A 19,521-nucleotide genomic window follows, 5' to 3' on the forward strand; every position below is an offset into this window, starting at 1 on the left:
ACGTTTGACAGACGCCGGGCATCCGGCAAAGCTGCATCGAGCTTGAACGCATGCCAGCAGGCCAATGCATCTGACCACGGAAGTCGTAATGCCCAAGCATAAAAATAAAGTCGTACAGCCTGATCCCGATTCGTCCCGACCGTCCCCTTCTCGTTACCTGTTCCCCCTCACCATCGGCGTGCTGCTGGCCGCTGTGGCGGGGATTGGCTGGTTTCTGTTCAGCCCCGCGCCCGCGCGGTACACGGCCCCGCCGATCAGCGCGGCGGCGCCCGTCGTCGCCAAACCGCAACCGGTGGCACAGAAGCCCGCCAGCATGGTCGATGAACAACAATGTCAGGGTTGCCACACCGAACAGGTCAAGGACTGGCAAGGCTCGCATCACCAATTGGCGATGCAGGCAGCGAATGCCGACACCCTGCTCGGCGACTTCAACAACGTCACCTTCAAGGCCGAAAACGAGACCACCCGCTTCTCACGCAAGGGCGACGAGTTCTGGGTCAATACGCCGGGCACCGATGGCAAGAACGCTGACTTCAAAGTCGCCTACACCTTCGGCATTGCGCCGCTGCAGCAATACCTGATCGAGGTCGGCGAAGGCCGTTTGCAAGCGCTCGGTGTGGCGTGGGATACCGAGAAACACCGCTGGTTTCACCTTTACCCCGGCCAGGGCGTGAACTTCAAGAATCCGTTGCACTGGAGCAAGCCGAGTCAGAACGCCAACTTCATGTGCGTCGAGTGCCACACCACCGGCTTCAAGCGCAATTTCGATGCGGCCAGCAACACATTCAACAGTCAGTGGAACAGCCTCGGCGTCGGCTGTCAGGCCTGCCACGGTCCGGCCTCCAATCACCTGGAGTGGGCACAGAAAAAAGGCGACCTGATCCACAAAGGTTTCGTCGTCGACCTGAAGGACAAGAACGCCAGCGTCGAGATCGAAACCTGTGCCCGCTGCCATGCGCGCCGGGCGCCGCTGGGCGATGGCTACACCGTCGGCAAGCGCTTGATGGACGACTACCTGCCGAGCACCCTCACCCGCGAACTGTATGCGCTGGACGGCAAGATCAAGGATGAAGTGTTCGAACACGGCTCGTTCCTGCAGAGCAAAATGTTCGACAAGGGTGTGCGCTGCAGTAATTGCCACAATCCGCACAGCACCGAACTCAAGGCTCCGGGCAACGCGGTGTGCCTGCAATGCCACAACACGGCGGGCAAGACTTCGGTCGAAGGCGTCGATGGCAAGGGCCTGCAGGCGAAGAACTACGACTCCAGCGAACATACCCGCCACACCATGGGCCAGCCCGGCTCGCAGTGCGTGGATTGCCACATGCCGGGCAAGTTCTACATGGGCAACGACTGGCGACATGACCACAGTTTCAGCATGCCCAACCCGGAACGTGCGCAAAAACTCGGTACCCCGGATGCCTGTCTGAGCTGCCATCAGGGCAACGCCGGCGACAAGGTCACCGCACAGTTCAAGTTGTGGAATGCCTCCGCCACCGCCCCGCAGGCGCCGCGTTATGACGAAAGCCTGTGGCTGATCCGCAACGGTCAAGCGGGCGCGGCGGACGCCTTGCATGAGCAGTTGCAGCGCAGCGATCTGCCGGCGATTCAGCGTGCGACGTTGCTGGCAGAACTGCCGCTGTACCCCAGCGATCAGGCCTTGAAACTGGCGACGCTCGACCTGAAAAACCGGGAACCGCAGGTGCGCGAAAGCGCAGTGCGGGCGATCAGTGCCTTCCTGCCGCCCGCAGAGCGCGCGTCATTGCTGACGCCGATGCTCAGCGATCCGGTGAAAGCCGTACGCATCGTCGCGGCGCGTGATCTGCTCAGCGTCGCGCGCAACAACGGCCTCGGCGCCGCCCAGGCCAATTGGGACGCGGCGATTGCCGAGTATGAGACGGTGCAGAACAGTCTCGCGGAACGGGCCGAGGCCAACCTGAATCTGGCGATGTTGTATCAGGCCAGTGGCCGCGCATCCGAAGTCGAAGGGTTTCTGCGCACGGCACTCAAACGCGATCCGGATTTCTACCCGGCACTGGTGACGCTGGTGCAATGGCTGGAGGCCAATGGCCGAGGTCAGGAAGCGCAGAGCCTGCTGGACGACAGCCTCAAGGCGCACCCGGAGGCTGCGTTGTTGCAGCACACCCGAGGCCTGTCACTGATTCGCGCCGGCAAGACGGCAGAAGCCATGAACGCCCTGCACAAAGCCGCGCAACTGGAGCCGCAGAACCCGCAGTACGGTTACGTGCTGGCGGTGGCGTTGCACGATAGTGGCAAGGTAAGCGAGGCGTGTGACGAGCTGGAGCGCTTGCTCAAGGTGCAACCGGCAAACCGCAATGCGCGGCTGTCGTTGATCCAGTATTACCTGGAGAACGGCCAGGAGCCGAAAGCGCAGGTGCTGTTGCAGGGCTGGAAGAAGATGAACATGGGGGATCCGGCGCTGAAATAAAGCGACCCTGTAGGAGCTGCCGCAGGCTGCGATCTTTTGATGTTGCTTTTAAAAAACAAGATCAAAAGATCGCAGCCTGCGGCAGCTCCTACAGGGTCATGTTCAGGCTCGCATTACCAGGACGACGTTGCCCCGCTCTTCAACGCCATCTCCCGCCGGCTGTTGGCGCGCATCGCCTTGATCAGCGATACCGAGCCCACCAGCAGAATCGCCGCGCCGAACAGGAAGTCGATGTTGTACAGCTGGAAGTCCTGCACCGGCCCCACCAGCAGCACCCGTACCACGGCGATCGTCACCAGCGTGGCGAGGAAGTCGATCCCCGGCTCGTCGCGATAGAACACGTGCAGCAGCGGCAGGCACAGCACCAGCAGGAACAACAGCACCACGACCTTGAACGAGCCTTTGCGCTCGACGCTGAACGCGCATTCGTGCGGGGCGTAGGCCTTGTAGTCCTCGTCGCGGATCATTGAGTTTTTCTCGTTGATGTACTCGACGCGGTTGTACTTCTGGATCGGCGTGAAGGTGTTGGACATCTCCATCAGCGTGGTGATGTTCTTGAAGCGCAGGTCGATGCGCTCGCTGCCCTTGAGGTAATACAGCACCGGTTTGTAGCCGTAGCGATAGGTGTCGAAGGGGAATTCGGTGACCTGGCCCTGCACGCCGATCGGCCGTGGCTCAAGCTCGGCGTAGGCGCTTTTGGTCGGCGACGCGAGGTTGCGGCTCAGCGGCTGGATCTTGACCTGTTCGAGAAAGATCGGCGTCACACCATACGACCACTGCAACGGTTCCAGGCGCAGACGCAGTTCGTTGCGGCCCAGATCGTAGCGGTTGAAGGTGCGTTCGGAGACCACCAGCGAGCCACTGAGCATGAACTCGCCGCGCAGGTTGTTGGTGACGCGCAAGGTCAATTGATCCTTGCCCAACAGCGCCGCTTCGGTGGACGGTGGCGCGCCGCACCACGCGGTGCTTTCACCGGCGCCGCCCAACTGGCCGTCACGGTTTTCCTTGAACACATAGAAGTAACTGGCCCACAGCGTCAGCATCAACAGCAACGCCGTGAGGCCCAAAATCTTTTTGCCCGCACTCACTACCCAGACTCCCTTCTTCGTTCCGTCGTCCAGCCGAAAACCCGCTGGCGACCGGGACTCTACCAAAAGGCCAGCATCGACCCAAGGAAAAATCCGGGAATGGTGCGGGATGTAAGGGTTTCCCTTGCATGTCACCGCAAAACACCTGTGGCGAGGGAGCTTGCTCCCGCTGGGTGGCGAAGCCGCCCCAAACCAGACAACGCGATTTATCTGGCGGATCGCATCATGCCTGTTTGGGAGTGCTGCGCACTCCAGCGGGAGCAAGCTCCCTCGCCACAGAGTCTTCAGCGTCTGCGGAATAGCGGCCGTGGCTCGATCACCGAGCGGCCGTACAGCACGCTCATGCCGGCCAGTCCCTTCAGGGCATCCTCGGCCGACTTGTCCTCGCGCACCGCGAAGCTGTCGAATCCGCACTGACGCATGTGGCTGAGCTGATCACGCAGCACATCGCCAATCGCCCGCAGTTCACCGGCCCAGCCAAACCGGCTGCGCAGCAGATACGCCTGACTGTAGGCGCGGCCGTCGCGAAAGCTCGGGAAATCCAGGGCAATCAGCGGCAGCGAGGTCAGCCACGGCACCACGCTTTCGACTTCGTCGTCCGGCCCCAGCCACACTGCGTGGGTTGAGGGTGACTGCAGCCAGTGCGCCAACGGCAGGATCAGCCATCCGCGCGGCCGGCACTGCTCCGGCTCGCGGACCAGCGTCCACGGATCGTCTTCGATCAGCCGCGCAACACCCTGCTCCAGGCGCAGCAGATTGTTCATGCCGACACCTCCAGCGCTTTCGGGTAGACCCGCTCCTTGAACGGCTCCAGGCCAATGCGTGCCACGGTGTCGACAAACAACTCCTCGCTTTCGCGGTATCGCACGAAGGTGCCGATGATCCGCTCGATCACCTGCGGTACTTCGGCCGCGCTGAACGACGGGCCGATGACCTTGCCCAGTGCGCTGTGCTTGCCCTGCGCGCCGCCGAGGGTGATCTGGTACCACTCGCTGCCGTTCTTATCGACGCCGAGGATGCCGATATTGCCGATGTGGTGGTGGCCGCAGGCGTTCATGCAGCCGGAGATGTTCAGGCTGATGTCGCCCAGGTCGTGCAGGTAGTCGAGGTTGTCGAAACGCGCCTGAATCGCCTGGGCAATCGGGATCGACTTGGCGTTGGCCAGCGCGCAGAAATCGCCGCCCGGGCAGGCGATGATGTCGTTCAGCAGGCCGACGTTGGCGCTGCCCAGATTGCGCCCGCAGGCCAACTGCCAGAGTTCATACAGGTCAGACTTTCGAACATCGGGCAGGACGATGTTCTGCTCATGGGCAATGCGAATTTCGCCAAAACCGAAGCGCTCCGACCAGTCGGCCACCGCCAGCATCTGCAACCCGGTGACATCCCCTGGCGGCGCGCTCAGACCCGGTTTGGTCGACAGCACCACGCTGGTGTAACCCGGTTTCTTGTGCGGCTGCACGTTGCGCGCGACCCAGCGGGCGAACGCCGGGCTTTCAGCCAGATGCGTGCCGAAATCCAGATCGGTATCGGCCAGGGTGTGATAGATCGGCGGCACGAACGCTCGGGCGACCCGCTCGTATTCAGCCTCGGTAAGCTGCGCCGGGCCGTCCTTGAGGTGTTGCCATTCTTCCTCGACCTCTTTGGCGAATGCCTCGATGCCCAGCGCCTTGACCAGAATCTTGATCCGCGCCTTGTACTTGTTATCGCGCCGGCCATGGCGGTTGTAGACCCGCAGGATCGCTTCGACGTAGGACAGCAGATGCTGCCACGGCAAGCCTTCGCGGATCTGCAGACCAAGGATCGGCGTGCGCCCCAACCCGCCACCGACGATCACCCGCAACAACATCTGCCCGTCGCGCCCCGGATAAAGATACAGGCCGATGTCGTGCATCATGATCGCCGCGCGATCCTGCTTCGCCGAGCAGATGGCGATCTTGAACTTGCGTGGCAGGAAGAGGAATTCCGGGTTGATCGTCGACCATTGCCGCAGGATCTCGGCCAACGGGCGCGGGTCGATCATTTCGTCCGCCGCGACCCCGGCGAAGGCTTCGGTGGTGATGTTGCGCACGCAGTTGCCGGAGGTCTGGATCGCGTGCATGTTGACCTGCGCCAGGCGTTCAAGGATATCCGGCACCTGGGCCAGTTCGATCCAGTTGAATTGCAGGTTCTGCCGCGTGGTGAAGTGGCCGTAGCCGCGATCGTAATCGGCGGCGATGCTCGCCAGCGTGCGCATCTGCTCGGCACTCAGGGTGCCGTAGGGAATCGCCACCCGCAGCATGTAGGCGTGCTTCTGCATGTACAGGCCGTTTTGCAGGCGCAGCGGCAGGAACTCCTCCTCGCTCAACTCGCCAGCCATGAAGCGCTCGACTTGATCGCGAAACTGCGCAACGCGCTCGAACACCAGTGCGCGGTCGTAATCGTCGTATTGATACATGTGCCTGCCCCACCTCATCAATTAATTCTGTGGGAGCGAGCCTGCTCGCGAATGCGGTGTGTCAGCCAACAATGCAGTTGCCTGACACACCGCATTCGCGAGCAGGCTCGCTCCCACAGTTTTTGTCAGGGCACTATGGACGAGCAGCGCAGCACGCAACAGATTCACCTGAAGTCATAAAAACCGTATCAGGGCGCGGCAGAACGCCGCAGGCAGCACTTCAATCTGATCCGTACAAATGAAAGATTCCTGAGCCTGTTTTGTTTCCGGCGCTGTTCCTACAGTGCAGCTCGTGCCAGACCGGGTGGCCTGGCAAGACTTTGCAACCGTGGATGAACTGACCATGAGCACAGCAACAATCGGACAGGCTTATAACTACAAGGTCGTCCGCCAATTCGTTATCGCGACGGTTTTCTGGGGTGTCGTCGGCATGGCGATGGGGGTATGGATCGCCTCGCAACTGGTGTGGCCGGACATGAACCTCGACCTGCCCTGGACCACCTTCGGCCGCTTGCGGCCACTGCACACCAGCCTGGTGATTTTCGGTTTCGCCGGCAGCGCGCAATTCGCCGCCAGTTACTACGCGGTACAGCGCACCTGCCAGGTGCGGCTGTATTCGGACAAGCTCGCGGCCTTCACGTTCTGGGGCTGGCAATCGGTGATCGTGATCATGCTGATCACCCTGCCAATGGGCTACACCACCACCAAGGAATACGCCGAGATCGAATTCTCCGGAGCGGTGTGGATGGCGGTGGTCTGGGTCGCGTATGCCATCGTGTTTTTCACCACCGTGGTACAGCGCAAGACCAAGCATATCTACGTCGGCAACTGGTTCTTCGGCGCGTTCATTCTGGTGATCGCCATGCTGCACGTGGTCAATCACCTGTCGATCCCGGTGGACTGGTTCAAGTCCTATCCGGTGTATTCCGGTGCCACCGACGCTATGGTGCAGTGGTGGTACGGGCATAACGCGGTGGGTTTCTTCCTGACCACCGGCTTCCTCGGAATGATGTATTACTTCGTGCCGAAACAGGTGAATCGCCCGGTGTATTCGTACCGGTTGTCGATCGTGCATTTCTGGGCGCTGATCACCCTGTACATCTGGGCCGGCCCGCACCACTTGCACTACACCGCGCTGCCGGACTGGGCGCAGTCGCTGGGGATGGCGATGTCGCTGATCCTGCTGGCGCCGAGCTGGGGCGGGATGATCAACGGCATGATGACCTTGTCCGGCGCCTGGCATAAGTTGCGCACCGACCCGATTCTGCGCTTTCTGGTGCTGTCGCTGGCGTTCTACGGCATGTCGACGTTCGAAGGGCCGATGATGGCGATCAAAACGGTCAACGCCCTCTCCCACTACACCGACTGGACCATCGGCCACGTGCACGCCGGGGCGTTGGGCTGGGTGGCAATGATCACCTTCGGCGCGACTTATCATATGGTTCCGAAAGTCTTTGGCCGCGAGCAGATGTACAGCACGCCGCTGATCAACCTGCACTTCTGGCTGGCGACCATCGGCACCGTGTTGTACATCGCCTCGATGTGGGTCAACGGCATCACTCAGGGCCTGATGTGGCGGGCGATCAACGAGGACGGCACGCTGACCTATTCGTTTGTCGAGGCGCTGCAGGCCAGTCATCCGGGGTTCATCGTGCGCTTTGCCGGCGGGGTGTTCTTCCTCAGCGGCATGCTGCTGATGGCCTACAACGTCTGGCGCACGGTGCGGGTCGCCGACGTGTCGCTGGCACGCAGCCAGGCGCAGATTGCCTGAGGCAAGGAGCCGAAGAGGATGGATATTTTCTTGAATGTGCTGGGCGTGGTGTTTCTGTGGCTGGCGGTGGAGTACTGCCTGCGCCACCAAACGACTGAAAGCCTCGATGACGCGAGCATGGTGCCGTTTGCCGATGACCCGGAAGTGGCACGGCGGGTGGAACTGGCGACCGGCAAGACCGTGAAAGCCGTGGCGCCGGAAGAGGCGAAACCGGGCTGGATCAACCTCGAGATGTAGCCCCACCATCGCCCCCCTGTAGGAGCTGCCGCAGGCTGCGATCTTTTGATCTTGTTTTTAGAAAATCAAAGTCAAAAGATCGCAGCCTGCGGCAGCTCCTACAGGGGAATGTTGCAGGTCAGGCGCGATCGCGGGGGATCAGGCTCTGCAGCTGCTGCGCGAGAAAGTCCGCATCAAACACAAAGGTGTCCGGATCCTTCAGGCCATTGGTCTTGCGCCATTGCCACTCGCCACTGGGCAAGCCCACCAGCGAAATGCTGCCGTAGCGCGCCGCCGTCAGGCCCATCACCGCCAGAGAAATCTGCCCGGCGCTGCCCATCACGTCCGGTACGAATTCCACCGCTTTGCCGGCGATCACGATGCTGAGTTTTTCAGTCTTGAAGGTTGAGCTTTCCACGGGAATGCTCGGCCCGAACGCCACATAAGCCTCCCCACTCACCTCCAGCAAACCCGGCGCCTGCACCGGCTCCAGCCATTGCTGAATCTGCCCGAACAACGCGGTGATCCGTGTGGCCCAGGTCGCTGACTGCGTCTCGAACAATTGCTTCTTGTGCGCTTCGCTGTCGGCATAGTGGCGAAGCATTTCGCCCAGTTGCTGTACGTCGTCCATTGCGGTGTTCCTTTGAGGAAGCAGTGCTGCGGACTTTGAGCATGGCAGATGCCGAAGATGACCGTGCGAGTCATTTGCCTGCACGGTTGCCTCATCGACCATTGACGGACAAAAGGTCAGCGCTTACGCAGACGCGCCGCCATGCCCAGGATGTCGATCCATTGCCCGTCGCGCAAGGCGCAATCGCGAAACAGATCGTCAGTCTCGAAGCCGGAGAGACCGATGGCCGCCTCTGAGCGATGAAAACGCCCTCTTTGAAAGGTGAAGGCCTCCACTGAATATCCAGCAGCCTGCGTATAACCGACAAACGGCGGGTAAAAGCTCGGTTTACCTGTCAGATCTGACAGTAGGCAGCGTCCGCTCTATAGGTTTTGATGAGTACAGCCCTTTTGTTTTCGATTTCCCAACCATAGAAGCTGGAGTCCAGGAATGAATAGCCCACTCGTTATTTATGATGCGGACATCACCGGGTTGATTTCCCCGGTTGTCTATCCTGTTTCCCCTCCCCTCCGTGGAGGCGTACCGCTGTCCCTGATCATCAATCAGTTGCTGGAGTTATGGATCGACCCTTGGGTAAACATGAGCCCTGGAGACTACATCGGTGTTCTGGTCAATGGATCGACTACCCCGGCAGTAGGCAAAACCATACGATCAGGTGAGGAAAACGAACAGTTCACGCTGAACCTGAACGAAGCATTTCTCGTCAACGGCCCCAATGAAGTCAAACTGCAGGTCACCCGGAGGAGCTCCTCTGCGCCCGAGACTTCGGCAGGACTCAGGTTTCTCTTCAACAAACCGCGCCCCGGTGGTGAGTTCCCAGGCGCTGGCCCCAACACGAACCTCAGGATGACGTTACCGCCCGATGTCATTGCCAACGGCGTGGATGCCATTCGCGCGGCACAAGGCGTGGATGTCACTCTGAGCTACCTGTTCATGCGTGCGCAGGATGTGATTTCGCTCGATCTGGACAGCAGAATCAAACTGCATACGGTGACGAATGCCGAAGCGACTGCGGGCTCGGTGGTAATCCGCCTCTTTACGGCGGACTTCTGGCAGGACAATGCGCAATTCGCTCTTAAATTCCGCGTGGTCGATCAACTCGGAAACGCTTCCGGGCCGCTGGCGATCTGGTCACCTGTCACGACCATTGACGTGCATGTGAAAAAGCCGGCTCTGGATCTGATCAAACCAAAAGTGCTGGAGGCAAAGGACTCGGGTGGCACGGTATTAAATTTCGAACGGGATTTTTACTCGGCGCAACACGCAACGACAGAGGTGAAATACACGGGGTCAGCCCCGGGTCAGACAGTCAAAGTCTATTGGAAGGGACGCGCCACCACCTACGGCAGTGAAATCAAAACCGTAACCGTCGCTGGAGAAACGCTGAGGTTTCTGATACCTCGGCATGAGGTGATCGACTGCAATGGCAGCAAGGCGGAGGTTACCTATACCGTCGAGATTCCCGGTGACCAGGCGACCTACCCGTCCAGGGATCTTGATCTGACCGTCACCGGCCAGAAGCACCACCTCCCGGAACCCACGCTCAACGCCAACAGAACCAACCTCAGGATCTATTACCCCACCCTCGAAGCACAATATACGGGGCGTATCTCGTTACTGGTCGGCACCACCCGTTACGACAGCAACGAGTTCCCCATCACCCGTTCCTCCTACACCGATGTCGTGGTACCGCCTAACTGGTTCAGCGGCAATCAGGGAAAAACAGGGCTGTTCAACTACACCCTTCGGCGCACGGGCAGCAATGACCCGATCATCTTTTCCTGGTTACTGAGGCTGACCCTTTAAGAACATCACCGTTGGCAATGACGACACCACAATCTGACTGCAAAAGGTGTCCACACGTGATGAACTGAATAATCGGCGCCATGCTGGTGGCGTTGCCCGTTGGCTGCGCGCAAGTGGCAACTCCGCCGGCCATCTGATGGTTGCGCGGGACAAACCGGAGTGGAACCTGGAGTCCTGGCGCCCAGATGTAGGGTTTACAAAAACCGTGGCAGTCGGCTGTAACCATGAAGAGCCATTGCCTGAAGTGGCCCCTTGAAAAGTATAAGGACATTCAAGATGAGCAGCCTGAAAGCAGTTAGCATAAAACACATCGTTCAAGCGGTACTGATTGCAATGCTTCTCGGTTGTACCCAGGTCGACACCCAGTCAACGCTCCCACAGATTGCCAGCAACAACCCGCACGCAGCGATGACCGGCCCCCAAGTGGTTGAATTGTTGAACACGCTCTACAACCGCCAGTTTCCGAACTGCGACACGAACGACAATCGACCTGCGTTTCTATGCTCCGGTATCATCTTTCGAGTCACGGACAAGAATCCCGGCGACACCCATCATGTCTGGAACCCCAGTCCGACTTCAGTCAAAAACGGAGGGGTTTCGTTTTCCTATCTCAGGGCCGACTCGAAATTCGGACGACTGGCCTGGGGTAAAGGCAACGGTTTCATGCTGTACCCGATCTTCGGCGCCCCCTCGGACAAGGTCGATCTCGATGTGCTTTGCTCGTTTCCGATAGATGGCTGGACCTGGAACCGAACAACGCCCTGCGGCCCTTATGCCTCGTTTCCTGCTACGAGTCAGCGCTGCCAGAGTGCCGGGGTTGCCACCGCCGAACAATGGAAGATGGTGTGGGACACCTCACCCAACAGTCATCATTTGCGCCAATGCGGGTTTGACGTTTCCGAGGTCACCGGCAAACCTGCTGGCGTGCCCTTCTATCAATCGGTACGCGCAAGGGGAATGTTGAGCCAGATGCCTGCACATTTCTCCGAACAGAATGAAATCGTGATCAAGACCTGGCCACAGAACCTGCAAAACACACTCCCGCTCATGGCGTTCTTCTTCATAGCTGGTGGCACCAATGCCGGACTTGCGGAAGCACAGGGCAATCAAAAGGACTTCTACGATTCCACGACAGCCAGAATCTGGGTGCCGGTGATTCGCCTGTTTCCGCCGTCGACGCCCGCAACTCAGGCAACGTTTCAATACGTCGAATCGGATCAATTGGTCAAACCGTAGCTCTGCGGCGCAACCGCGCCATGCTCAGGGTGTCGACCCATTGCCCGTCACGCACGGCGTAATCACGGAACAGACCCTCGGTTTCGAAGCCGAACTTGCGGTAGAGCCCGATGGCCGCCTCGTTGTCGGCGTACACCGAAAGCTCGACGCGGTGCAGGTTCATCCAGTTGTCGGCGATGTCCAGTGCCGCAGACAACAACTTCGAACCGACACCCTTGCCCTGCCACGCCACCGCAACGGCCATGCCGACACTGCCGCAAGCCTTTGCCTGAAGCGGCACCATGACACTTGGCAACAGGATCGTCGGTACAGTTGATTTCTCACTGGCGTCCGTCCGGGAACGAACAGAAACTCACCTCTGGCCTGGCCTTTCGACCCAGGCCATAAGCCAGAGGAATTTCAATGCGCACCATCGGCCTGATCGGCGGCATGAGCTGGGAATCCAGCGCTGAATATTATCGTCTCATCAATCAACAGGTTCGCGACCGCCTCGGCCCGCTGCGCTCGGCGCAAATCCTGATGTACAGCGTCGACTTCGGCCCGGTCGAACAGGCCCAGCACGCCGGGCGCTGGGACGACGCGGCGGCGATTCTGGTGGATGCCGCACGCAGGCTTGAGGCCGGCGGCGCCGAATGCGTAGTGCTGTGTACCAACACCATGCACAAGGTCGCGCAGCAGATTCAGGCAGCGATCAGCATTCCGTTTCTGCACATTGCCGAACCGGCGGCGCAGGCAGCATTGGCCATCGATGCGCACACAGTGGGCCTGCTCGGCACGGCGTTCACCATGGAGCAGGATTTTCTCAAGCAGCGCCTGATTGCGCAGGGTTTGACGGTACTGGTACCGGACGACGCCGAACGCAAGGACGTGCACCGGATCATCTATGACGAACTGTGCGTCGGGGTGATCAGTGACGAATCACGCAAAATCTATCAACGGGTGATCGAAGCGCTGACCGCGCGCGGCGCCCAGGCGATCATCCTCGGCTGCACGGAAATCGGCCTGCTGGTCAAACCCGAACACAGCGCCCTGCCCCTGCTCGACACCACCGAGCTGCATGCGCAGTCGGCGGTGGCGTTCGCGCTGGGTGATTGACCCCCACAGGATTTTTTTGGCTTATCGACGACGCAGACGGGCCATGCTCAGGGTGTCGACCCATCGCCCGTCGCGCACGGCATAGTCACGGAACAAGCCTTCGTTCTCGAAGCCGAACTTGCGGTAGAGACCGATGGCCGCCTCGTTGTCGGCGTACACCGAGAGTTCGACCCGGTGCAGGTTCATCCAGTTGTCGGCGACGTCCAGCGCCGCCGCCAGCAGTTTCGAACCGACACCCTTGCCCTGCCACGCCACAGCGACGGCCATGCCGACACTGCCGGCGTGGGCGCGACGGATCCGTGAATAGTTTTCCAGCCCCAGATTGCCAATGACCACACCTTCATGCAGCGCCACCAGTTGCACCACCCGTTCGTTGTCTGGCGCAAGGCGTTTGCGCCAAACCTCAGTGGGCTGAAACGGCATCTGCAACACCTGCCGGGTCACGGCCGGATCGTTGTACAGCGCGGTGATGCCCTCAAGGTGCGACTCATTGAAGCGTTCGATTTTGATGGCGGGAGCGTGGTCGGGCATGGCGGATCCTTCCTGGATCGATGTGTGGCCAATCACTCTAAACCGCAAAGTCCGCCGCATACAAACTGTAGGAGCTGCCGAAGGCTGCGATCTTTTGACTTTGCTTTTAAAAGACAAGATCAAAAGATCGCAGCCTGCGGCAGCTCCTACAGGGGATGGTGTACGCGGGGATTGGGTCAGGTCTGGAACCATTCCTGGCGTTCGTTGAAGGTGTGGTGGATGAGTTCGACCAGTGTGCGGACTTCTTCTATCGCCTGAGATTCAACGTTGACTGCCAACCAGGCCCGCAACTGCATCGGCTCATCGAACAACCCCGGCAACGCCACCAGCCCGCGATCGAAACGACTCATGTACGCCGGCAACAAACCGATGCAGGCGCTGCAGCGGATCATTTCCAGCATCAGTTCATAAGATTGCATCTGCACCACGCCGGCCAGGCGTTGTTCGACCAGCTCATTCCACGGCCGGAAACTGTCGATCTGGCGGTCGTGCTGCCATTGCAACAGCATGAAATCGCTGAGGTCGTCGGCACTCGCCGGGCGCGCGGTGACCCGGGAATAGCGTTTGGCAATATGCGGCAGGTAATCCAGACGCGCCAGGGCCTGCGGATGGCTGGTGGCGAAGGTCGGGCCGGGACTCGGGGATTCGCCGTGGGCCAGCCACAGCACCACGTCGGCACTGACCGCACGCAGCGCCAGTTCGCTGTCCAGCGCAATGATCTCCAGGCGCACGCTGGCATTGCGCCGCAGCAATGCGATCAGGTCGCGACCGAGGATGTCATGCAGGATCGATTCGGCAACCGCCAGGCGGATCAGAGGCTGCTCGACCACCGGCAGTTTGCGTTCGTGGGCCAGCGCGACCAGTTGCGCCTGCAACTGCTGACCTTCACGGGTCAGGCTCAGGGCGCTGCCCTGAAAGCTGAACAGCGAGTGCTGCAGCTCCTGCTCAAGCTGCGCCAACTGCTTGCGCAGCAAGGTCGAGCGCACGTTGAGGCTGCGCGCGGCCTGCATGAAACAGCCACAGCGGGCACTGACCAGAAAATATTGCGCGACCTCGGCATCGATGGTCGCGGCTTGCGCCAGCCAAGGCTCGCGCTCGCCCTGTGCCCAGCGATAGTCGGGGCTACCCTGTCGGCCTGCGGGTTCGGTGAATGACATCGATGACTCCCTGTCGATCTTTGTTGGTCTTGAGTGCACCACAATCCACTGTGGGAGCGAGCCTGCTCGCGAAGGCGCCAGCACATTCAACAATTACGCTGCCTGAGACACCGTATTCGCGAGCAGGCTCGCTCCCACAATGTGGGTTATTGGTTGGTTTCGAGGACCTTGTTCAGCTCGGCCCCATCAATACTCAGCGTCGCGGTATTGAGCATCCCGTCCAGATACGCCTGGGCAATCTGCTCCTGCCGTTGCGCACGCAAGGCTTGAGTCAACTGGTCGCGCAGTTCGTCGAGGGTCGCAGTGCGTGCCGGTTGCTGTTCGGTGAGTTTGATCACATGGAAGCCGGCTGCGCTCTGCAGCGGATCGGACACCGCACCGACCTTCAATTTCGCCACCGCACCACGCACCTCCGGCACCAATTGCTGTAACGGTTGCAGCCCGCTATCACCGCCGCGTTCGGCGGTCAGGCGATCCTGCGAATACTGGCTTGCCAGCGCAGCAAAATCGCTCGGTGTAGCCTGAGCCTTTTTGCTCAGTTCCGTTGCCTGCTTGCGCACCGCTTCGAGGCTCTGCGGGTCATTCACAGCGAGGAAAATCTGGCTCACCCGATACAACGCCGGAGTCTGCCAGTTGCCCTTGCCAGCGTCATACGCCTGCTGCAACTCGCTCGCACTCGGGTAGTCCGCCGGCACCGTGCTGACCGAGCGCAGGTAATCGCGAAAGACGATCTGCTCGCTGGCCGCGCGGGTTTGCCGCACCACGTCCGGACGCTGCGCCCAGCCCTGAGCGTCGGCCTGTTCCAGCACGGCTTTCTCCGCCAGCCGCGCACGAATCCAGCGTTCCAGCGCTTCACGGTTGCCGCGCAGTTGTTCGCGAGTCGCCGGCGGGACGGTCGCCAGCAGCGCCTGCAACTCCTGCGGCGTCACCTGCTGATTGCCCAACCGCGCTACCGCAGGCCCTGTTGCAACCGCCGCCAACGGCGACGATTGCTGCGCTGCGACCGGGTCAGCACCTGGTCGCAGCACCAGCGCCACGGCTACCACCAACAGCGCCACTGCCCCGGCGCCGATCACCATGGCAGGCTTTTTCACAGCGCGACTTCCTCTTGCTCAGCGGTGGCGACTTTTGCCGTCGAAGCTTGTGCGGCCTGGCTGAAATCACGCAGGTAGACGATGAATTCCTGCAGCAGGCGATCCCACAATTCCAGGTTGCCGCGCAGGTGATCGCTGCTCACACCAGCCGCCAGCACCACGTCCATTTCCATCACCAGAAACTCGCCCTGCAACGACAACCGCGCAAAGCGCCGGGTGGCGTTCCACTGTTCGGCCACGCCCTGTGGCAACTCACCCTGCACCCGCAGCGCGCAGCTGAAAGTGAAATCGACGTAGCTGCCCTGCTCCACCGCCGGGTTGCCGAAACGCACGGCATAACCGATGCCCTGACTGGCGCTGAGCAACTGCACGATGCCGTTCTGTTCGGTCTGGTTGACGCGATAACCGGCCGCTTGCAGGACGTCGGTCAGGGATTGCGGAGACACATGGCTGATCAATTGAGTCATTACTTCTTCCTTGTTTATCAGTGCGAGAGCGCAGCTTGCGGCGCGTCAAATTGAGTCTTGTACAGTTCATCGCCAAAGCCCTGCGCCAGTTCATCGAACTTGACCCGGGCGCTGCCCGCAAAGGGCTGGCGGATCTTCATCACCTCGGCCACATCGATGTTTTCGTAGGCGCTGAGGATCTGCTTGGCGACGCCGTACATCTGCTGATTCTTGACTGAACATTGCTGCACTTGTGTGTCACGTTCAGCCAATTGCGCTTGAAGCTTAGACCGTTCTGCCTCTTTGGCACGGGCCATGACCAGCAACTCGTCGTAGGCCTTCTTGAACTTGCCGACCTGCTCGCTGCTGGCGGCGACTTGCGCCTGGGCCTGGTTGTGCAGGTTCTGCTGCTGGCCGGCCAACTGTTCGGCGACGCCTTTGGCCTTGGCCAGTTCAGCGGTCAATTGCTTGATCTGCGCCTGCGCGGCCTTGGCTTCGTTCTGCGCCGCCAGTTGCGCGGCGCTGGCCTGAGCCTGCTGACTTTGCAGGGCCTGCAACTGCTGAGTGGTGCTGCGCAACTGGGTGCGCAGACGCTCCTCCATGCCTTCGGCGTGCGCGCCTTGTGCGATGAAAAAACTCAGCCCCAACAGAAAAACTCGTGCGTGCATGACCGTACTCCCGGCGCCTTAGAAGCGCGTGTTGATCTCAAGCTGCAAGACATCAATGTCGAACGGCGCGCCGTACACCGCCTCGGTGCTCAGCCAGCGGCCGGTGGCGTAGACGTTCTTCGCCAGACCGTAATTGCCACCGAGGAAATAGCCCTTGGCGTTGGTGCCGCCGAGGTGGAACGACGAGTCGTTGAAGCCGTCAGGCAAGGCATCCGGCTGGATGTACTTGTAGCCGGCGAACATATTCCAGTCGCCCTGCTTCTTCAGGTCCAGCGCGTTGCCGAGGGTGAACTGCACCATCCACGCATTGGCGCCGCTTTCGATCTCGCCGCTGCTGTTGAGGTTGTTGACGATCTGCCCCTCGGAGCGCTTGCGCATGTCGCCTTCGTCGTAACCGAGGTTGTGGATGTAGTTGCCCTGGCTGCGCAGCTTGAAGTCCTCTGGCAGGTCGGCGTCCCACACCAGGTTCAGGTCGAGCAGGTTGAATTCCGACGCCAGACCGACGAATTGCGGCTGCGGCGTGGTGGTCGGGTTGGCCGGGTTCGGCGTGATGTCGCGCAGCAGGAACACGCTGTTGCCCTTCTGCATGAACGCCGCACGAGTGCCGTCGGTGTCGCAGCCCGGCGCGCCGGCCCACGGTTCGCAAGGGCTGGAGCGTTGCCCCTGAATGTCGTCGAAACGGTAATAGGCCAACGCACCCTTGAGGCGGTTGTTGCTGTTGATCGCCCACTTGGCGCCGATCTGCGCACCGTAAAGCCACTTGTTGTCGCTTTCTTCCTTGTCGAAACCGTTGCTGGTGGTGGTGTCGTTGGTGTAATCCACCGGGAACGCGCCGACGGTGCCGAACACACCCCAGTCGCGGTTGAGCTTGTGGTCGAAAATCGCCGCCACGCCATCGAAATTCAGGTCGTTGGAATACAGCATGTCGGTGGACATGAACGGGTTGGCGAAACGCCCGCCGGTCAGGGTCAGCTCGTCGGTGGGCTTCCAGTTCAGGTAGCCCTGATCGAGCCAGATGTCTTTCTTGGCGAAGCCGCCGCCGAGGTTCTGGGTGGTCGATACCGGGTTGTTGTCCGAGCCGGTACCGATGCGGATGCCGGCGGTCCATTCCGGCGAGATCACCGCTTTCATGCCCAGACGTGCGCGCAGACGGAATTGGTTGGTGCGATCTTCACGGGTATTGAGCAACGGCGGCAGATTGGTGCTGCTGTTGGGGTTCACGTCGTACGGGCCGTTGTTGTTGAGTTTGGCGAAGTCGACGATTTCGTTGCTGTTGCTGCCCGAGTAGTAACGCGATTCATCGCGCAGGCGGATGTCGCCATCGAAGCTGATGCGCGAAGCCCAGTCCGGGAAGGTGTTGGGCGCCGCCCAGTTTTCCTGCTTGGCGGTGGCCATGACCTCGGCCTTGACCTGATCGCGGATCTGGTCGCGCACCGCGGCGGGCACGTACTGCACGCGCACATCGCCCGGTGCGGCCACCGGACCGGCTGCGACCGCTGTCGAAGCCGCTGCCTGCTTGGCCTGGGCGGCTTCGTTCTGCGCCTGGGCGATCAGCGCGTCAGCCTTGTCCTGTTTCAGAATGCCCTGCTCGACCAGCAAGCGGATCAGATTGATCGTGGCGTTCTCCGAGGGCGCAGGCGCTGCCGCGGCCTGACCGACCAGGGTCGCGATGACCATGCCGACCGCCAGGGACAATCGATTCACGTTGGAAATCATCTGCACACAACTCCTTTTCATACAGCTTTATGAATTCGGTTAACCCGGACGCCGCCCTTGCAGGGACAGGCGCACAGGCAAAGTGATGGAGGCCGGTGGCCGTTCGCTCAGATGGGGCGCGTTACGCAATGCGGCCAGCACCTGAGTGTCGATCTCGGGCTTGCCGCTGGACTTGACCAGCTCGACCCGGGTGATTTCGCCGACGCTGCTCAGCCACACATCGGCCTGCAGCGAAAACGCCAGGTTGCGCAGGTCGGGGTTCTCGCGCAGCAGCTTCTGAAAGGTGAACGCGAGGAACTGGCTGTAGGTGCCGGTGCCCAGGCGTCCGCCACCCGCCCCGGCCATGCCGCCGCCCTTGCCCGCGCCGATGTTGAAAGCGTCGTTGCCGCTCTGGGCGTCGCCGTCCATTTGCATCGGGTTGGCCAGATCGTCCGCCGGCGATGGCGGCGCCTCTTCCTCGGGCTTGACCTCTTGCGGCTCGGGCGTCGGTTCGGGCTCGACGACTTTTTCTTCAACCGGGGTTTCCGGCTCCGGCGGTTTTTCCGGGGGTGGTGGCGGCGGTGGCGGCAACGGGATGATCGTCGGCACCTTCGGCGCTTCACGGCGCACGCCGCTCATGTCATTGGCCCACTGCCACAGGAACCACGCGGCGAGCGCACCGAGCAGCAGCCCGGCGCCCCACTTCACGTAGCGCAGTGGCGACTTCTTCACCGGCAAAGGCTCGATTGGCAGTTGTGCGGTCATCACTCAGCCCTGCGTCGGTTTGCCGGTCACCAGACCGACCTGGGACAGTTCGAGCCGGCGCAACAGATCCAGCACTTCGATGACCTTCTGGTACTGCACCGTGGCGTCGCCGCGCACGATCACCGGGAAGTCCGGGCTCTGCGCTTTCTCGATGCGCAGGCGTTCCTCCAGCTCGGCCAGGGTCACCGGGTAGGCGTCGAGGAACACCTGACCACCGTCGTTGACCGAAATCGCCTTGGTCTTGGCCTCCGACAGCGACACCGAGGCGCTGGCCTTGGGCAGGTTGATCTGGATCCCCGAGACCTGCGCGGTGGCGGTGAGGATGAACATCACCAGCACCACCATCAGCACGTCGACCAGTGGGGTGATGTTGATGCTGTCCACCGCTGCATCTTCGTCATCGTCGTGGGAGGCATTTACGGACGCCATGGCAGTGCTC

At 60.9% G+C, this 19,521-nt stretch carries 20 protein-coding genes and 1 pseudogene; 7 read left to right on the plus strand and 14 right to left on the minus strand.

Annotated features, from left to right (window positions below):
• Positions 1-88: 88 nt before the first annotated feature.
• On the plus strand, positions 89-2,449 hold the full coding sequence (locus LOY52_RS14375) for a tetratricopeptide repeat protein (RefSeq protein ID WP_258674531.1): 2,361 nt from the start codon (positions 89-91) through the stop codon (positions 2,447-2,449).
• 113 nt (positions 2,450-2,562) lie between these two features.
• Here the strand turns inward: LOY52_RS14375 and LOY52_RS14380 are convergent, their stop codons facing one another.
• From LOY52_RS14380 to LOY52_RS14390, 3 genes are all read right to left on the minus strand, one after another.
• Positions 2,563-3,537, minus strand: a complete 975-nt coding sequence (locus LOY52_RS14380) for a hypothetical protein (RefSeq protein WP_258674533.1) — start codon at positions 3,535-3,537, stop codon at positions 2,563-2,565.
• A 284-nt stretch (positions 3,538-3,821) separates the two neighbouring features.
• On the minus strand, positions 3,822-4,301 hold the full coding sequence (locus tag LOY52_RS14385; protein WP_258674536.1) for a DUF934 domain-containing protein: 480 nt from the start codon (positions 4,299-4,301) through the stop codon (positions 3,822-3,824).
• Positions 4,298-5,971 carry a nitrite/sulfite reductase gene (locus tag LOY52_RS14390; RefSeq protein ID WP_258674538.1) on the minus strand — a complete coding sequence of 558 codons (1,674 nt, stop codon included), beginning with the start codon at positions 5,969-5,971 and terminating at the stop codon, positions 4,298-4,300. The genes LOY52_RS14385 and LOY52_RS14390 overlap by 4 nt, the downstream gene beginning before the upstream one ends.
• Positions 5,972-6,314: 343 nt before the next feature.
• On the opposite strand from LOY52_RS14390, the gene ccoN reads away from it, so the two are divergent.
• Both ccoN and LOY52_RS14400 read left to right on the plus strand, forming a co-directional pair.
• Positions 6,315-7,742: a cytochrome-c oxidase, cbb3-type subunit I gene (gene ccoN / locus LOY52_RS14395; RefSeq protein WP_003224481.1), complete on the plus strand. Its 1,428-nt coding sequence runs from the start codon at positions 6,315-6,317 to the stop codon at positions 7,740-7,742.
• A gap of 18 nt (positions 7,743-7,760) precedes the next feature.
• Positions 7,761-7,979, plus strand: coding sequence for a cbb3-type cytochrome c oxidase subunit 3 (locus tag LOY52_RS14400; protein WP_258674539.1), 219 nt, complete (start codon positions 7,761-7,763; stop codon positions 7,977-7,979).
• Positions 7,980-8,097: 118 nt separating this feature from the next.
• Here the strand turns inward: LOY52_RS14400 and LOY52_RS14405 are convergent, their stop codons facing one another.
• Complete coding sequence (locus LOY52_RS14405; protein WP_258674541.1) at positions 8,098-8,589, minus strand: hypothetical protein; 492 nt, start codon at positions 8,587-8,589, stop codon at positions 8,098-8,100.
• Positions 8,590-8,705: 116 nt separating this feature from the next.
• Positions 8,706-8,864 carry a hypothetical protein gene (locus LOY52_RS14410; RefSeq protein WP_408980400.1) on the minus strand — a complete coding sequence of 53 codons (159 nt, stop codon included), beginning with the start codon at positions 8,862-8,864 and terminating at the stop codon, positions 8,706-8,708.
• A gap of 154 nt (positions 8,865-9,018) precedes the next feature.
• Here LOY52_RS14410 and LOY52_RS14415 point away from each other — a divergent pair, with 154 nt between their 5' ends.
• From LOY52_RS14415 to LOY52_RS14420, 3 genes are all read left to right on the plus strand, one after another.
• Positions 9,019-10,395: a hypothetical protein gene (locus LOY52_RS14415; RefSeq protein WP_258674543.1), complete on the plus strand. Its 1,377-nt coding sequence runs from the start codon at positions 9,019-9,021 to the stop codon at positions 10,393-10,395.
• A 136-nt stretch (positions 10,396-10,531) separates the two neighbouring features.
• Positions 10,532-10,651 carry a DUF2599 domain-containing protein gene (locus tag LOY52_RS27440; protein ID WP_408980439.1) on the plus strand — a complete coding sequence of 40 codons (120 nt, stop codon included), beginning with the start codon at positions 10,532-10,534 and terminating at the stop codon, positions 10,649-10,651.
• A gap of 20 nt (positions 10,652-10,671) precedes the next feature.
• Complete coding sequence (locus tag LOY52_RS14420; protein ID WP_258674544.1) at positions 10,672-11,631, plus strand: halovibrin HvnC; 960 nt, start codon at positions 10,672-10,674, stop codon at positions 11,629-11,631.
• Here LOY52_RS14420 and LOY52_RS14425 read toward each other — a convergent pair.
• Positions 11,621-11,887: pseudogene (locus LOY52_RS14425) on the minus strand (GNAT family N-acetyltransferase); the annotation flags it as partial. The gene LOY52_RS14420 and the pseudogene LOY52_RS14425 sit on opposite strands and share 11 nt — an antisense overlap.
• A 146-nt stretch (positions 11,888-12,033) precedes the next feature.
• Between LOY52_RS14425 and LOY52_RS14430 the strand changes: the two are divergent.
• A complete protein-coding gene (locus LOY52_RS14430; protein WP_258674546.1) occupies positions 12,034-12,726 on the plus strand; it encodes an aspartate/glutamate racemase family protein in 693 nt (230 codons plus the stop codon).
• A 21-nt stretch (positions 12,727-12,747) separates the two neighbouring features.
• On the opposite strand, the gene LOY52_RS14435 is transcribed toward LOY52_RS14430, so the two are convergent.
• The 8 genes from LOY52_RS14435 to LOY52_RS14470 form a co-directional block, all read right to left on the minus strand.
• The gene (locus LOY52_RS14435) at positions 12,748-13,257 is read right to left on the minus strand and encodes a GNAT family N-acetyltransferase (RefSeq protein ID WP_258674547.1); all 510 of its coding nucleotides are present in this window, start codon (positions 13,255-13,257) and stop codon (positions 12,748-12,750) included.
• A gap of 176 nt (positions 13,258-13,433) precedes the next feature.
• A complete protein-coding gene (locus LOY52_RS14440; protein WP_258674549.1) occupies positions 13,434-14,414 on the minus strand; it encodes a LysR family transcriptional regulator in 981 nt (326 codons plus the stop codon).
• Positions 14,415-14,560: 146 nt separating this feature from the next.
• On the minus strand, positions 14,561-15,508 hold the full coding sequence (locus tag LOY52_RS14445) for a peptidylprolyl isomerase (RefSeq protein WP_258674551.1): 948 nt from the start codon (positions 15,506-15,508) through the stop codon (positions 14,561-14,563).
• Positions 15,505-15,975 carry a YbjN domain-containing protein gene (locus LOY52_RS14450; RefSeq protein WP_027613758.1) on the minus strand — a complete coding sequence of 157 codons (471 nt, stop codon included), beginning with the start codon at positions 15,973-15,975 and terminating at the stop codon, positions 15,505-15,507. Before LOY52_RS14450 ends, LOY52_RS14445 begins: the two co-directional genes overlap by 4 nt.
• Before the next feature lie 17 nt (positions 15,976-15,992).
• Complete coding sequence (locus tag LOY52_RS14455) at positions 15,993-16,622, minus strand: DNA repair protein (RefSeq protein WP_258674553.1); 630 nt, start codon at positions 16,620-16,622, stop codon at positions 15,993-15,995.
• Between the two features lie 18 nt (positions 16,623-16,640).
• Complete coding sequence (locus LOY52_RS14460) at positions 16,641-18,338, minus strand: putative porin (RefSeq protein WP_258674555.1); 1,698 nt, start codon at positions 18,336-18,338, stop codon at positions 16,641-16,643.
• A 39-nt stretch (positions 18,339-18,377) separates the two neighbouring features.
• Positions 18,378-19,082: an energy transducer TonB gene (locus tag LOY52_RS14465; RefSeq protein ID WP_258674556.1), complete on the minus strand. Its 705-nt coding sequence runs from the start codon at positions 19,080-19,082 to the stop codon at positions 18,378-18,380.
• 3 nt (positions 19,083-19,085) lie between these two features.
• Positions 19,086-19,511 carry a biopolymer transporter ExbD gene (locus LOY52_RS14470; RefSeq protein ID WP_003224462.1) on the minus strand — a complete coding sequence of 142 codons (426 nt, stop codon included), beginning with the start codon at positions 19,509-19,511 and terminating at the stop codon, positions 19,086-19,088.
• Between the last annotated feature and the right edge of the window lie 10 nt (positions 19,512-19,521).

Source organism: Pseudomonas sp. B21-051, assembly GCF_024748795.1.
In the GTDB taxonomy this organism is placed as follows: domain Bacteria; phylum Pseudomonadota; class Gammaproteobacteria; order Pseudomonadales; family Pseudomonadaceae; genus Aquipseudomonas; species Aquipseudomonas putida_A.

Bases quoted from the DNA above. Each gene is read 5' to 3' on its own strand.
- LOY52_RS14465 (WP_258674556.1), bottom strand. From the start codon at position 19,082: ATGACCGCACAACTGCCAATCGAGCCTTTGCCGGTGAAGAAGTCGCCA.
- LOY52_RS14400 (WP_258674539.1), top strand. From the start codon at position 7,761: ATGGATATTTTCTTGAATGTGCTGGGCGTGGTGTTTCTGTGGCTGGCG.
- ccoN (WP_003224481.1), top strand. From the start codon at position 6,315: ATGAGCACAGCAACAATCGGACAGGCTTATAACTACAAGGTCGTCCGC.
- LOY52_RS27440 (WP_408980439.1), top strand. From the start codon at position 10,532: ATGGTTGCGCGGGACAAACCGGAGTGGAACCTGGAGTCCTGGCGCCCA.
- LOY52_RS14390 (WP_258674538.1), bottom strand. From the start codon at position 5,971: ATGTATCAATACGACGATTACGACCGCGCACTGGTGTTCGAGCGCGTT.
- LOY52_RS14420 (WP_258674544.1), top strand. From the start codon at position 10,672: ATGAGCAGCCTGAAAGCAGTTAGCATAAAACACATCGTTCAAGCGGTA.
- LOY52_RS14455 (WP_258674553.1), bottom strand. From the start codon at position 16,622: ATGCACGCACGAGTTTTTCTGTTGGGGCTGAGTTTTTTCATCGCACAA.
- LOY52_RS14405 (WP_258674541.1), bottom strand. From the start codon at position 8,589: ATGGACGACGTACAGCAACTGGGCGAAATGCTTCGCCACTATGCCGAC.
- LOY52_RS14460 (WP_258674555.1), bottom strand. From the start codon at position 18,338: ATGATTTCCAACGTGAATCGATTGTCCCTGGCGGTCGGCATGGTCATC.
- LOY52_RS14450 (WP_027613758.1), bottom strand. From the start codon at position 15,975: ATGACTCAATTGATCAGCCATGTGTCTCCGCAATCCCTGACCGACGTC.
- LOY52_RS14415 (WP_258674543.1), top strand. From the start codon at position 9,019: ATGAATAGCCCACTCGTTATTTATGATGCGGACATCACCGGGTTGATT.
- LOY52_RS14440 (WP_258674549.1), bottom strand. From the start codon at position 14,414: ATGTCATTCACCGAACCCGCAGGCCGACAGGGTAGCCCCGACTATCGC.
- LOY52_RS14435 (WP_258674547.1), bottom strand. From the start codon at position 13,257: ATGCCCGACCACGCTCCCGCCATCAAAATCGAACGCTTCAATGAGTCG.
- LOY52_RS14430 (WP_258674546.1), top strand. From the start codon at position 12,034: ATGCGCACCATCGGCCTGATCGGCGGCATGAGCTGGGAATCCAGCGCT.
- LOY52_RS14470 (WP_003224462.1), bottom strand. From the start codon at position 19,511: ATGGCGTCCGTAAATGCCTCCCACGACGATGACGAAGATGCAGCGGTG.
- LOY52_RS14385 (WP_258674536.1), bottom strand. From the start codon at position 4,301: ATGAACAATCTGCTGCGCCTGGAGCAGGGTGTTGCGCGGCTGATCGAA.
- LOY52_RS14375 (WP_258674531.1), top strand. From the start codon at position 89: ATGCCCAAGCATAAAAATAAAGTCGTACAGCCTGATCCCGATTCGTCC.